The sequence below is a fragment of the Pseudoalteromonas sp. TB41 genome, assembly GCF_000497975.1.
Classification (GTDB): Bacteria; Pseudomonadota; Gammaproteobacteria; order Enterobacterales; family Alteromonadaceae; genus Pseudoalteromonas; species Pseudoalteromonas tetraodonis.
In genome coordinates this window covers 1-14,219 of sequence record NZ_AUTH01000074.1, presented here as the reverse complement: position 1 = coordinate 14,219, position 14,219 = coordinate 1, and the positions used below count along the sequence as shown (strand labels likewise).

Genomic DNA, 14,219 nt, shown 5'->3' with positions numbered 1-14,219 from the left:
CTAATTAATCTTCTATAAAATAATCGCTATCAAGCGCTTTTACTTCAAATACGCGTTTGGTACTAACGCCTAAGTTATGGGTAAGCATTAGCTCGGTAAGTTGCGCACCATCTATAAGCACTATGCGTTTGTCTATTCTACCAATGTAATCAAAAGCGTCTTTACTAAAACCGCTGGTGGTGATGAATACACCTTTTTTAGCGCGGTGCATATCAAGCGCACCGGCAAAGGCTTGTATATCTGGGCGGCCAACTGTTTTATTGGTGTAGCGTTTGGCTTGCAAGTATATCATTTTAAAAGTGGAGTAATGAAAGATTGGTGATCGCGTAACGACATACTATTCCCTGCCAAACCATATTAGTAGATAACTAAACAGCTAATCCATTATTCTCATTAGTTGAGATAATATACAAATTAAGAATATGGGGCAAAGGTTATGTAAGCAGCTTTACTATGCTTTATAAACAATTAACCCCTCGCAGGGCGCTGAGCTTAAGGGTAGCGGGAGGGGTGTTGTTACGTCAAATTGTAGAGCTTAAAAGTATAATTTCAAGATATTTGTATATACCTAAAAAGTATACTTGAGTGATAAATACACTTTATAAGTATAAAATCAAACAAACGGATCTAGTAAGTCTTCGTCAAACACTAAGCCTTTAAGTTTGTTACTTTGGATGATATTTTTAAACTCATCAGTACAATAAACTTTTTGAGCGCCTTCCAGCTTAGACTTAAATAATAACTTATTTTGTATATCATCTTGCTCAAAGTTAAGTAACTCTAAACCGTCTTCAAAGCCATCTTCGTACTTGGTCAAACACATGTCTTTTTGCTCTTGTCCGAAGGTAAGCAAATTAAACAACATCATGTTATTGCCTTCAGCTTTAACGGGTAAAAACTCTCCAAAACTAGCTAAACGCTCTTTCAATAACTCATATACTGGCATCTTCATTATTAAAAAATGACCTAAGCGCGATATGTCATAGTTTTGCTTTTTAGCTTTACCAAAATAGTCAAAGTGTAGTCCTTCGGGCCATAGATGGCTAAATTCGATATTATTAAGTGAAGATGACATAAACATCCTTAGTACAGTATCTGTATCAAGGTCGTTATTTTTTGAAATTGTTTCTGAGAGCTCAACAATATCAAGGTCGATCACGTCATATGTGTAAGCTTCGTTTTTAATTTGATATACAGTCACTATAAAGCCTTCCAGTTTTCATCTTTTGGTGCAAGTAAACCTGCAGGCACAGTACCTGTTTTTATTTTAACTTTAACCGTTTTCAGCCTATTCAAAAATAAAGCTCTAGGCGTAGCCGCATTACCAAAGTTAGTATTAATCCATGTCTCATAGTTATATCTGTGTAGCTTTCGATGAGGTGGCGAAGCTGGGCTATCCCAGTTCTGGTCTTTATTTTTTTCAAAGTTTATTAGCCATACACCGTTAATGGGATCGTTAATGCCAACTCCATGCAGATGAAGGTTAAGTCTTGTTTGTAACATGTTCGCTGATTGGTATTTCCCTGTGCCACAAATAATATGGTGAGCCTCGTGTAGCTTAGTTGGTTTGGGTTCCCCTATTGCAGCCAAGTGACGAGCAAGCTTTTGCGTTGGATGATGCTTTTCTTGTTTTAATTGTGTAACTGTAGAGTTTGCACTCAGCTCACGATATTCTTTTAAATCTGTTTGTAAGCGAGCATGAGCTGTAATTCTCTCTTTCTCTTTTTGCAAATGATTAAAGTCACGAGCCATCTTATTTTTAAGCTCTTCACTCGCCTGCCCTTTTTGAGCTATTCGCTTGTTATGAAAATCTTTAGCTTTTAACTCATAATTATAAATAGCCATTTCTAAGGGTGAAGGGTTTTGAGGCCTTTCAGGGTGAGGGTACTGCTGTAATTGTTTCATAAAAACACTCTTCCTTGATTATTTGATTACAATTGGGTGTATAATACAAAAACTAAACAGTTTATCAATTTTTATGTATGTTTTTCGGTACTGATTTAAACTTACTTCCTCTTTAGTAAAATAATCTCTATGCACCAGAAACCGACTCCAAGTGGTTACCATAGCGGTTACCAAACACAGTTAAAACACTCTCCACCAAGATTAAACCACTGATAATAATGAGGTTTAAAATATCGTTCCATATTCAGATCCAGAATATTGAGTAACTTTTTTTGGCTTTACCACTCACTTGAGCATAATTAGCTAAATAAAGTACAATATAATAATTGAAGGCTTGAGCTGTTTATAGTTCGAGCCTGTTTATTTTTAGATAGAGAAAATAATGGCACACTCTCGCGGAAACTTATTTATTTTATCTGCGCCTTCTGGGGCGGGTAAATCGAGCTTAATAAATGCATTACTGAAAAAACATGCTGATATGAAAGTATCGGTATCACACACCACCCGCGCACCGCGCCCTGGTGAAAACGATGCGGAACATTATCATTTTGTATCGGTTGATGAGTTTAAGGCACTAATTGCCAAAGATGACTTTTTTGAATGGGCACAAGTATTTGACAATTATTACGGTACTTCTAAGCAAGCTATTGAAGAGCAACTCGCCGCTGGCATTGATGTGTTTTTAGATATTGATTGGCAAGGCGCTCGCCAAGTTCGAGAAATAATGGATGACGTAAAAACTATCTTTATTTTACCGCCGTCAAAGCAAGAGTTAGAGCAACGTTTAAATAACCGTGGCCAAGACTCAGCTGAAATTATTGCCGGGCGTATGGCACAAGCTCAATCAGAAACCTCTCATTACGATGAGTATGACTTTGTTGTTGTGAATGATGATTTTGATACTGCTTTAAGTGAGATAGAAAGTATTGTTATTGCACAGCGATTAACGCTAAAAGCGCAAACAACACGTCATCAAACTTTAATTAATGAGCTACTCAAATAATCTAAATTAAGATAAATTAGGTGTTCATGCCCTAAAACAGATAAAAATTAACCACTGGCTATTGGCGAAACCTGCTGCGTGCAGTAAACTACGCCTTTGCTTTTAAATTATTTTGGAGTGCTAAGATGGCTCGCGTAACAGTTGAAGATGCAGTAGATGCAATTGGTAATCGTTTTGACTTAATTTTAGTTGCGGCCCGTCGTGCCCGCCAAATTGCTGTTGGTGGTAAAGATCCACTAGTAGATCCTGAGAACGATAAGCCAACAGTTGTTGCTTTACGTGAAATCGAACTTGGTTTAGTTGATAATTCTTCAATGGATGTTATTGACCGTGAAGAACAACAACACCAAGAAGCGGCAGAACTAGCTGCTGTTGCTGCCATTGTTGGTGGCAACCAATAATCAACCGCCCGGTTTGATTTAGCTAACGGCATAGTATTTCAACTATAGCCGTTGGCAATCCTTTGTTTTCATCGTATATTCGTAACTTATCCTAACTTATTTGCTTCACGAGAACATTGGAGTGTGAATGTATCTTTTTGAAGGTCTTAAAAAGAAAATCTCAAAATACTTGCCAGCAGACGATGTTGAGCTAGTTCAAAAAGCCTATGTGGTAGCCCGAGAGGCCCATGAAGGTCAAACTCGCTCAAGTGGCGAGCCTTACATTACTCACCCCGTTGAAGTAACTCAGATACTAGCTAGCATGCACCTTGACCATGAAACGCTCATGGCAGCATTGATGCACGATGTGATTGAAGATACCGATTTTAGCCAACAAGATTTAGCTGAAATATTTGGTGAAACGGTGGCTGAACTCGTTGAAGGTGTGAGCAAGCTTGATAAGTTAAGCTTTAAAGATAAAAAAGAGTTTCAAGCTGAAAACTATCGAAAAATGATTATGGCAATGACCCAAGATATTCGGGTTATTTTAATCAAGTTGGCTGATAGAACGCATAACATGCGAACATTAGGCGCACTTCGCCCTGATAAACGCCGCCGTATTGCTCGCGAAACTCTAGAAATTTATGCGCCGATTGCTAATCGTTTAGGTATTCACGATATAAAAAATGAGCTAGAAGACTTAGGTTTTCAAGCGCTGTATCCAATGCGTCATCGTGCACTTAAATCTGAAGTGGCTAAAGCGCGCGGAAATCGCAAAGAAGTTATTTCAAATATTCAAACAGAAATTGAAGCACGCCTTGAGGAGTCTGGCATAAAGGCCACCGTATCAGGCCGTGAAAAGCATCTATACAGTATTTATAAAAAAATGCTCAACAAAGAGTTACTATTTAACGAAGTCATGGATATTTACGCTTTTCGTATTGCGGTAGATTCTATGGACACCTGTTATCGCGTACTCGGCGTTGCTCATAACTTATATAAGCCAATTGAAACCCGCTTTAAAGACTATATTGCCGTGCCAAAAACTAATGGCTATCAATCACTTCATACTTCTTTGGTTGGCCCGCATGGTATTCCTGTTGAAATTCAAATCCGTACTCACGATATGGATCACATGGCAGACAAAGGAGTCGCGGCTCACTGGATGTATAAAAAGTCTGGCGACAATGCGGGTCACACTGCGCAGCAGCGTGCTCGCCAATGGATGCAAAGCTTACTAGAGTTACAGCAAAGTGCGGGATCATCATTTGAGTTTGTTGAAAACGTTAAAACCGAACTCTTCCCTGAAGAAATTTACGTGTTTACTCCAGATGGTCGCATCGTTGAACTGCCAATGGGCGCGACTGCGGTCGATTTTGCTTATGCCGTTCATACTGATGTTGGTAATACTTGTGTAGGCGCACGCGTTAATCGTAAGCCTTACCCTTTAAGTAAAGCCATTGATACTGGGCAAACAATAGAAATTATTACTAGCTCAGGCGCTCATCCTAACGCAACATGGCTTAACTTTATTGTTACTGGTAAAGCGCGACTGGGCGTACGTAACTACCTTAAAAGCCAACAGCATGAAGAAGCATTATTATTAGGTCGTCGCTTACTTGATTCAGCCCTAGGTGAAAACAAGTTTGATAACCTGCCAGCTGAAAGTATTACGCGAGTGCTTGAGGAGCATGAACTCTCTTCAACCTTAGAGCTACTGGTAGAAATTGGCTCAGGTAATTTAATGAGCATGCTGATTGCCAAACGCTTATTACAAAACGATAACGATGACTTAAACGATATTGCTAAACGTGCAAAAGCAACCATTATTGGTACAGAAGGCATGTTAGTTAATTATTCTAAATGTTGTCGTCCAGTGCCTGGAGACGCTATTACAGCTCATGTCAGCCAGGGTAAAGGTTTAACGGTTCATCGCCAAGAGTGTAAGAACATTCGTGGCTGGGAAAATGATCGTTCAAAATACCTAGTCGTAAAATGGGATGATAATCCAGAAAAAGAATACATTGCGGCTTTACGAGTAGAAATTATTAACCACCAAGGTGCGCTGGCTAAATTAACCAATGTGGTCGCAACGACACAGGCCAATATTGTAGAAATAGCTACCGATGAAAAAGAAAGTAATTTATACGTGATAGACTTAGGGATCACAGTTAAAAACCGTATCCATGTCGCTAATATCATGCGTCGTATACGTGTGATGCCGGATGTACAAAAAGTCTATCGTAAAAAATAAAATAGGAACATCATGAATAAAGCATTTATATCAACGGATAAAGCACCTGCAGCGATTGGCACATACAGCCAAGCAGTAAAAGTGGGCACAGCGGTTTATTTATCTGGGCAAATTCCACTTGTCCCTGAAACAATGGACGTTATATCTGAAGACTTTAGCGAGCAAACACACCAAGTATTTAAAAATATTTGTGCGGTTTGTGAAGAAGCTGGCGGCACCATTCAAGATTTAGTAAAAGTAAATATTTACCTTACTGATCTTTCAAATTTTGCCATTGTTAACGAAGTAATGAGCCAATATTTTAAACAGCCTTATCCTGCTCGCGCTGCTATTGGCGTTCGTGCACTACCTAAAGGTGTACAAGTAGAAATAGACGGCATTATGGAACTTCCTTCAACAAACTAACCTCTATAAGCTATGAGCGCCGCTCATAGCTTTTATTCCAATCTGTAACTACACTTTGATGAATTCTTGACTCAAAACTAAAATTCTAGCACTCTGTAATCACGTTATTTTATTAAACCTTACTTTAGTAGTAGAAAAGGATAACTTGTGTTTAAGCTTGCTCATAATGGCAATGTATTGCTCGATACGAGTAAATCTGCACCCGCCAGTGCTGCTTTTATCATTGAAGCAATTGAACAATCGCCTTACAGCGAGTGTGAAATCAATCATGACGCCATAAATAACTATTTCAGCAGTGCAACACCTGAACGTATATTAGTTGTTGCAACACGTCATGATGCCACCTTAAGCGTGGAGATAAGTGATGATAAAATGCTAGCCACGGGCACGCTCACTCTTGCTAAAGGGGGAGCAACACTGAGTTTTGATGAAGCTAAAAAAGAATTAGTTAAAGCGCACGTCGCAAGAGGTTATAAACAAGCATTTTTAGAGCAACTTTTACAAAAGCAATCTGAACTCCCACCTGGCTCCGTAGTCAGTGGTCCACTCGCCAAAGGGCGCTTACCTATAGACGGTAAACCAACTAAATTTAACGCAATGGTTCAAACACTTAAAGATCGTCTCAAAGCCCCTAAATTAAAAGAAGATGGCAGTGTAGATATGCGTGACTTTGGTAAGTTAGCAAGTGTAAAACCAGGTGAGTTACTAGTACAGCAACAACCCGCTACACCAGGCCAAGAAGGGTTTACCGTGTTAGGCGATGTATTACCTGCAAAACCCGGAGAGGTTCATACTCTAATTGCAGGTGAGGGCACTGAAATCTCAAAAAATAATCCGATGGAATTACTCTCTACGATTGCTGGCGTGCCGGTTGAAATAAATAATGGCATGCGTGTTGACGATATTTTTACTGTCAACGATGTGTCGGTAAAAACAGGGCATATCGACTTTGAAGGCAGTGTGATAGTGAGTAAAAATGTAGAGCCAGGAATGCGTATTAATGCAACGGGCGACATTACCGTTTTTGGTACGGTTGAATCTGGCGAATTAACCGCAGGAGGCGATATAACTGTAAAACAAGGGGTAATTGGCCATCAAAAGCCTGAAGATAAATCACTGTCTTGTAGAATAATATGCGCAGGCGATGTCCATGCCTCACACTCTCAATATTGTTACATTGAAGCTAATAACATTCTGCTTGAACGTCAAGCTAGCCACAGCTCAATGAAAGCAAAGAGTACAATACAAATTGGTCAATCAGAGTTACCTAAAGGAAAGCTCTTTGGGGGTGAAATTCTAGATGCCACTAAACTGATTGCCGGCGAGATAGGTAATGAATCTGGCGCTAAAATGGTAATTAATTTAGCGGCTTCAGCCACTGAAATGACCAAAGAGATTGATAAATCTTTTAGTGAACTAACAGCAACAAATGAACAAGTTGATAGTTTACAAGCGGCTTTAGAAAAAGCAGATTTAATTAAAGATGCAGATAAAAAAAATGAACTCATAAATAAAATTGGCACCACGCAGCTACACCATAGTCAGCAAGCAGAACAATTAGAAAAGCAGGTAGCAGGTTTAGAGCAAAAACTGAATACGTTACTCGATGAAGCCATGTTGACTGTGAATAGCGTTTTACATTCGGGTGTAGAGATCCATATCTTCAATAAACTACTTAAAACGACCCGTAACTTCCCACCGAGTAGTGTTAAGTTAGAAAATAATAAAATAGAAATTGAATTTAAAACTTAATAATAAGGGGCTGTTAGTAACAGCCCCAATTTTTTATAGTAAACCGTCTACACTTGTATAGGTTTGCGCTGGCCACACACCTACCTGCACTTGCCCTATATGTTGTTTTTGTAATAACAGCATCGCTAAACGAGATTGACCAATACCACCGCCAATTGTCTGTGGAAGCTTACTTTCTAGCAATGCCTTATGCCAGTCAAACTCTAAACGGTCTTCGTCTCCCGTAATACTTAATTGAGTTTGCAATACTTCAGGGCTTACACGAATTCCCATCGATGAGATTTCGAAAGCGTCTTCAAGCACTGGGTTCCATACTAAAATATCACCATTTAATCCCATGTACTGCTCGCATGTCGGGGTTGACCAATCGTCGTAATCTGGCGCTCTCACATCATGAATTTTGCCATCACTCAATGCTCCCCCAATACCAATTAAAAATACAGCGCCATATTCTTGAGTAATCGCCTTTTCACGCTGCTTGGCTGTAAAATCTGGGTACATTTTACGTAATGCTTCACTATGTACAAAAGTAATCTCTGTGGGTAAAAATGGTGTTAAACCAAAGCTGTCACTAACATATTTCTCAGTAGCTTTAATACCTTGGTAAATAGTTTCAACCGTTTGCTTCAAAGTAGATAAAGAACGCTGCGTACTTTCACAAATAACTTGTTCCCAATCCCACTGATCAACATACACAGAATGGATTGGACTTAATGAATCTTCATCAGGTCGCAACGCTTTCATTTGCGTGTAAATTCCTTCACCTTTAGAGAAACCATACTCGCCCAAAGTTTTACGTTTCCACTTTGCTAACGAATGCACGACTTCATAACGGCTATCTGTAATGGCTTTAACATTCACCGCAACAGCGTTCTCGTGTCCACTTAAGTTATCCTGAGTACCGTCACCTACTTTAGCTAAAATAGGTGCCTGTACTTCAATTAAGCCTAACTTTTGCTCTAATTGCTGTGAAAAAAACTGTTTAACTTTACTTATTTGCTGCTGCTGCTGCACATAGTGTGAACTCATAATAATTGGCCTCATTCCCAGTTATTGTATTGGCGACTCAGCGCTTAGTAGCGCTTCAATATGGTTATCGTAACAATTAAACGGTTTAATTCAATAACCCATAACAAAAATAGCTTTACGATATTAAAATCATTAAAAAAATGGTATAAAAACATTAAATACAACAATACAAAGCAACTAAACCTATGGAAAATTATCAAATCGATAATCTAGACAAACAGATTCTGCATGCATTAATGGATAATGCACGTACACCCTACGCTGAATTAGCAAAGCGTTTCGGTGTCAGTGCAGGAACAATTCATGTGCGGATTGAAAAAATGAAACAAGCGGGGATCATTACAGGTACCCAATTAACCATTAGTACCAAACAGCTTGGCTACGATGTATGTTGTTTTATCGGCATTAATTTAAATAATGCCAGAGACTACCCACAAACTCTGATTAAGCTTGAATCATTAGAAGAGGTTGTTGAAGCATATTACACCACCGGTAATTACAGTATTTTTATTAAAGTAATGACTCGCTCAATCGATCATCTACAAGATGTATTGATCAATAAAATACAAGCAATAGAAGCTATTCAGTCAACCGAAACCCTGATCTCATTACAAAACCCGATTAGCCGAACAGTGGTGCCTTAAGGTGAAAAATCTCGTATAATTTGCCGAAAAAGAGGACTCCCATGCAGCAAACTCGTTATCAAAGAATTGAAAGTGTACTTTCACGTCGTCAAACCGATCTTACCGTGTGTTTAGAAGACGTACATAAACACCATAACTTATCTGCCATAGTCAGAACGGCCGATGCTGTTGGTTGCCATCATGTGCATGCAGTCTGGCCAGAAAAGCAAAAGTGGCTAACCAATAATACCTCAGGTGGCAGTAAGAACTGGTTAGACACACACCTTCACAGAAATATAGATGATGCCGCAGCCAGTATCCGTGCTCATAACCCCGATGTACAAATTTTGGCAACTCATTTAAGTGAAGATGCCGTCGATTTTAGAGAAATTGATTACACTAAACCCACTGCAATTATTGTCGGCCAAGAAAAAACGGGGATCTCAGAAAAAGCGCTCGAATATGCAGATCAAAACATTATTATTCCAATGCAAGGCATGGTGCAATCGTTAAATGTATCCGTTGCAGCAGCATTAATCTTATTCGAAGCACAACGTCAACGTGAGTTAGCTGGGTTATATAATAGAAATATGCTGAGTGAAGAAATAAAACATCCAATGTATTTTGAAGGCTGCCACCCAATTATTGCAAGGCAGTGTAAGCAAAAGAACTTACCTTATCCCGCACTTGATGAGCATGGCGAAATCGTTGCGGATGAACAATTTTGGCAGGCATTAAAACATACTTGATGCATATACAGTGTATAAGTACACTTAACTCACTAAATAACAATAATTGAGCCTACTTTGTCTAAACCTAGCTTAAGCCAATACCCAATCACAGAACTTAAAGGCGTAGGCCCTAAAATGGCTGAACGACTTTTAAAGCTAGGCATCACCACAGTACAAGATATGCTTTTTCATTTACCGCTAAGGTATGAAGACAGAACGCGTATTTATGCTATTAGTGAGCTCACCGCACATAGCCATGTAACGGTTCAAGCAACCATTGAAACAAGCCAAATTACCTTTGGTAAAAGGCGTATGCTGGTTTGCCAAATAAATGATGGGACAGGTAGGTTAACACTACGATTTTTTAATTTTACCGCAGCACAAAAAAACGCATTTAGCGCGGGTAAAATAATTCGCTGTTTTGGCGAAATACGTCGCGGACGTGTTGGCTTTGAAATGAGTCATCCTGAATACAGTATTAGCGACACTTTTGAACAGCAACCAACATCATCAACACTTACGCCAGTCTATTCAACAACCGAGGGGTTAAAGCAACTCTCTATCAGGGCGTTGAGTGAACAGGCAATAGAATTGCTTCAAAAATACGCAGTAGAAGAGCTACTACCTCAACAATGGCAACCATCGCAACTACCGTTAAGTGATGCGTTATTGCTACTGCATCGCCCCCCTAATGATGTTGATATAATTGCGCTTGAACAAGGGACTCACCCAGCACAACAACGGCTCGTTTTTGAAGAGTTGTTGGCTCAAAATCTCAGCCTCTTAAAAGTAAGAGAGCAAGGACAACAAGTTAAAGCTATTGCCCTTGAGCCCACTAATCCATTAGAAGCGCAATTTCTAGCACAATTACCCTTTGCGCCAACCAATGCACAAAGCCGTGTAGTATCAGAAATTAAAACAGACATGCAACACGCTTACCCTATGATGCGACTTGTCCAAGGGGATGTAGGCTCTGGTAAAACATTAGTCGCAGCCCTGAGCGCTTTAACTGCGATAGCACAAGGCTATCAGGTCGCATTAATGGCGCCAACAGAGATATTATCAGAGCAACACGGAATTAACTTTTCCAGCTGGTTTGAAAACCTTGGAATATCGGTTGCTTGGCTAGGCGGTAAAACAAAAGGAAAAGAGCGAGTTAATACCCTTGCAATGATCGCCTCTGGTGAAGCGCAGATGATTGTGGGTACCCATGCTTTATTTCAAGATGAAGTAAAATTTAACAATCTCGTACTTATCATTATTGATGAGCAACATCGATTTGGGGTTCATCAACGTTTATCACTGCGTGAAAAAGGGCGCTTTGGTGATTGTTATCCACATCAACTAGTAATGACAGCAACACCTATACCACGTACGCTTGCGATGACTGCTTATGCAGATTTAGAAACCTCAGTGATCGACGAATTACCACCAGGAAGAACACCAATTACCACTGTTGCCATCCCTGATACCCGCAGAGATGACATCATTAGTCGGGTGAAACTTGCCTGTAATGAACAAGGTCGACAAGTTTACTGGGTATGTACTCTTATAGACGAGTCTGAAGTATTACAATGCCAAGCAGCGGAAGACAGTGCTTTACAATTAAAAGAAGCCTTACCTGAACTTAATATTGGTTTAGTCCATGGGAGAATGAAAGCCACTGAAAAGCAAGCCATTATGAGTGAGTTTAAAACGGGGAACATTCATGTACTTGTCGCAACAACCGTGATCGAGGTCGGTGTTGATGTCCCCAATGCGAGCCTAATTATTATTGAAAACCCAGAGCGCTTAGGTTTAGCACAGCTTCACCAATTACGAGGCCGTGTAGGACGTGGGGCAACCGCATCGCATTGCGTTCTTTTATACCATGCGCCACTTTCTCATACTGCACAGAAGCGATTAGGAGTACTGCGCGATAGTAACGATGGATTTGTTATCGCAGAACGTGATTTAGAAATACGCGGCCCAGGTGAAGTACTTGGAACTAAACAAACAGGTTTAGCCGAATTCAAAATCGCTGATTTAACACGCGATAAACAAACACTCAATCAAGTAAGACCCATCGCACAACAAATGCTTAAGCAATATCCTCAGCATATAGACCCACTTATTCACCGCTGGTTAGGTAATAAATCAAACTACGCACAAGCATAGTCGGTTTTTAAACTTTACTTTTCACCTCATCATCCAGACTTACTCCAAACGGATATATTTTCATAATGCCTTTATTCTCAGGCCTTCTATTGCAAGATGTCGTGGTGTCGTCCAAAGCGTTAGAGTAGTCTTTAGGCGCTTATTCTTTTACTTTTACCTGATGCCTTTTACCTTTCACCTACGTTTTTACTTTTCTGCAGACGTAAAAAAGCCCGACTATTTCTAGTCGGGCTTTCTCAATTTGGAGCCTGGTGATGTCGTAGTGCCCACAGCGGTAGAGAGCCATATAGCAAATGTATAGAGTCGGCATTAGGCGCTTATTATTTTCCTTTTACCTGATGCCTTTTACCTTTCACCTGCGTTTTCACTTTCCTGCAGACGTAAAAAAGCCCGACTCTTTCGAATCGGGCTTTCTCAATTTGGAGCCTGGTAATGTCCTACTTTCACATAGCAAATGCTACACTATCATCGGCGCTGTTTCGTTTCACTACTGAGTTCGGCATGGGGTCAGGTGGGTCCAAAACGCTATTGTCACCAAGCAAATTTGGTGTAAGGTCGATTTAATCGAGCTTACTAAAATTTGGAATTTCTGATAATAAAAGTCTTCAAGTATCTACTTTAGTCTATTAACTTCTTGCTTAAACTATCACATAAAACGCGTTTGGCGTTGTATGGTTAAGCCTCACGGGTAATTAGTACAAGTTAGCTTAATGGCTCACACCACTTCCACATCTTGCCTATCAACGTTGTAGTCTTCAACGGCCCTTCAGAGACTTTAAAAGTCTAGTGAGAACTCATCTCGAGGCCTGCTTCGCGCTTAGATGCTTTCAGCGCTTATCAGTTCCGAACGTAGCTACCGGGCAATGCCATTGGCATGACAACCCGAACACCAGCGGTTCGTTCACTCCGGTCCTCTCGTACTAGGAGCAACCCCTCTCAATTCTCAAACGCCCACGGCAGATAGGGACCGAACTGTCTCACGACGTTCTAAACCCAGCTCGCGTACCACTTTAAATGGCGAACAGCCATACCCTTGGGACCGACTTCAGCCCCAGGATGTGATGAGCCGACATCGAGGTGCCAAACACCGCCGTCGATATGAACTCTTGGGCGGTATCAGCCTGTTATCCCCGGAGTACCTTTTATCCGTTGAGCGATGGCCCTTCCATTCAGAACCACCGGATCACTATGACCTACTTTCGTACCTGCTCGACGTGTCTGTCTCGCAGTTAAGCTGGCTTCTACCATTACACTAACCGTACGATGTCCGACCGTACTTAGCCAACCTTCGTGCTCCTCCGTTACTCTTTGGGAGGAGACCGCCCCAGTCAAACTACCCACCAGGCACTGTCCGTAACCCCGATTCAGGGGCCAACGTTAGAACATCAAAACTACAAGGGTGGTATTTCAAGGACGACTCCACAAAAACTAGCGTCTCTGCTTCTAAGTCTCCCACCTATCCTACACATGTAGGTTCAATGTTCAGTGCCAAGCTGTAGTAAAGGTTCACGGGGTCTTTCCGTCTAGCCGCGGGTACACAGCATCTTCACTGCGATTTCAATTTCACTGAGTCTCGGGTGGAGACAGCGTGGCCATGGTTACACCATTCGTGCAGGTCGGAACTTACCCGACAAGGAATTTCGCTACCTTAGGACCGTTATAGTTACGGCCGCCGTTTACCGGGGCTTCGATCAAGAGCTTCTCCGAAGATAACCCCATCAATTAACCTTCCGGCACCGGGCAGGTGTCACACCGTATACGTCATCTTGCGATTTTGCACAGTGCTGTGTTTTTAATAAACAGTCCCAGCCACCTGGTCACTGCGGCTCCAATCAGCTTAGGGAGCAAGTCCCATCACCAATCGGAGCGTACCTTCTCCCGAAGTTACGGTACGATTTTGCCTAGTTCCTTCACCCGAGTTCTCTCAAGCGCCTTAGTATTCTCTACCTGACCACCTGTGTCGGTTTGGGGTACGATTCG

12 protein-coding genes and 2 rRNA genes are annotated in these 14,219 nt (G+C 40.9%); 8 read left to right on the top strand and 6 right to left on the bottom strand.

What is annotated here, in order from left to right:
* Positions 1-4: 4 nt before the first annotated feature.
* The 3 genes from L641_RS0110185 to L641_RS0110175 form a co-directional block, all read right to left on the bottom strand.
* The gene (locus tag L641_RS0110185; protein WP_013466058.1) at positions 5-283 is read right to left on the bottom strand and encodes a restriction endonuclease; all 279 of its coding nucleotides are present in this window, start codon (positions 281-283) and stop codon (positions 5-7) included.
* Between the two features lie 330 nt (positions 284-613).
* Positions 614-1,201 (bottom strand): hypothetical protein, encoded by a 588-nt coding sequence (locus L641_RS22620; RefSeq protein WP_013466059.1) that lies wholly within the window; start codon positions 1,199-1,201, stop codon positions 614-616.
* Positions 1,201-1,905 (bottom strand): AHH domain-containing protein, encoded by a 705-nt coding sequence (locus L641_RS0110175; protein ID WP_013466060.1) that lies wholly within the window; start codon positions 1,903-1,905, stop codon positions 1,201-1,203. Before L641_RS0110175 ends, L641_RS22620 begins: the two co-directional genes overlap by 1 nt.
* Before the next feature lie 382 nt (positions 1,906-2,287).
* Here L641_RS0110175 and gmk point away from each other — a divergent pair, with 382 nt between their 5' ends.
* The 5 genes from gmk (at position 2,288) to L641_RS0110150 (ending at position 7,699) form a co-directional block, all read left to right on the top strand.
* A complete protein-coding gene (gene gmk / locus L641_RS0110170) occupies positions 2,288-2,908 on the top strand; it encodes a guanylate kinase (protein WP_013466062.1) in 621 nt (206 codons plus the stop codon).
* 125 nt (positions 2,909-3,033) lie between these two features.
* Positions 3,034-3,309, top strand: a complete 276-nt coding sequence (gene rpoZ, locus L641_RS0110165; RefSeq protein ID WP_008108220.1) for a DNA-directed RNA polymerase subunit omega — start codon at positions 3,034-3,036, stop codon at positions 3,307-3,309.
* A 127-nt stretch (positions 3,310-3,436) separates the two neighbouring features.
* Positions 3,437-5,542 (top strand): bifunctional GTP diphosphokinase/guanosine-3',5'-bis pyrophosphate 3'-pyrophosphohydrolase, encoded by a 2,106-nt coding sequence (gene spoT, locus L641_RS0110160; protein ID WP_024601824.1) that lies wholly within the window; start codon positions 3,437-3,439, stop codon positions 5,540-5,542.
* A gap of 12 nt (positions 5,543-5,554) precedes the next feature.
* Positions 5,555-5,947, top strand: coding sequence for a RidA family protein (locus L641_RS0110155; RefSeq protein WP_013466064.1), 393 nt, complete (start codon positions 5,555-5,557; stop codon positions 5,945-5,947).
* Between the two features lie 147 nt (positions 5,948-6,094).
* Entirely contained in the window at positions 6,095-7,699 is a 1,605-nt protein-coding gene (locus tag L641_RS0110150) for a FapA family protein (protein WP_013466065.1), read from the top strand.
* 33 nt (positions 7,700-7,732) lie between these two features.
* On the opposite strand, the gene asnA is transcribed toward L641_RS0110150, so the two are convergent.
* Complete coding sequence (asnA, locus tag L641_RS0110145) at positions 7,733-8,728, bottom strand: aspartate--ammonia ligase (RefSeq protein ID WP_013466066.1); 996 nt, start codon at positions 8,726-8,728, stop codon at positions 7,733-7,735.
* A 185-nt stretch (positions 8,729-8,913) separates the two neighbouring features.
* Between asnA and asnC the strand changes: the two genes are divergently transcribed.
* The 3 genes from asnC to recG are packed head-to-tail and all read left to right on the top strand — an operon-like array spanning position 8,914 to position 12,239.
* On the top strand, positions 8,914-9,372 hold the full coding sequence (asnC, locus tag L641_RS0110140; RefSeq protein ID WP_024601823.1) for a transcriptional regulator AsnC: 459 nt from the start codon (positions 8,914-8,916) through the stop codon (positions 9,370-9,372).
* A 41-nt stretch (positions 9,373-9,413) separates the two neighbouring features.
* Complete coding sequence (trmH, locus tag L641_RS0110135) at positions 9,414-10,100, top strand: tRNA (guanosine(18)-2'-O)-methyltransferase TrmH (RefSeq protein ID WP_024601822.1); 687 nt, start codon at positions 9,414-9,416, stop codon at positions 10,098-10,100.
* A 57-nt stretch (positions 10,101-10,157) separates the two neighbouring features.
* On the top strand, positions 10,158-12,239 hold the full coding sequence (gene recG / locus L641_RS0110130) for an ATP-dependent DNA helicase RecG (RefSeq protein WP_024601821.1): 2,082 nt from the start codon (positions 10,158-10,160) through the stop codon (positions 12,237-12,239).
* A gap of 424 nt (positions 12,240-12,663) precedes the next feature.
* On the opposite strand, the gene rrf is transcribed toward recG, so the two are convergent.
* Positions 12,664-12,778, bottom strand: a 5S ribosomal RNA gene (rrf, locus tag L641_RS0110125).
* 132 nt (positions 12,779-12,910) lie between these two features.
* Positions 12,911-14,219: ribosomal RNA gene (locus tag L641_RS0110120) — 23S ribosomal RNA — on the bottom strand; the annotation flags it as partial.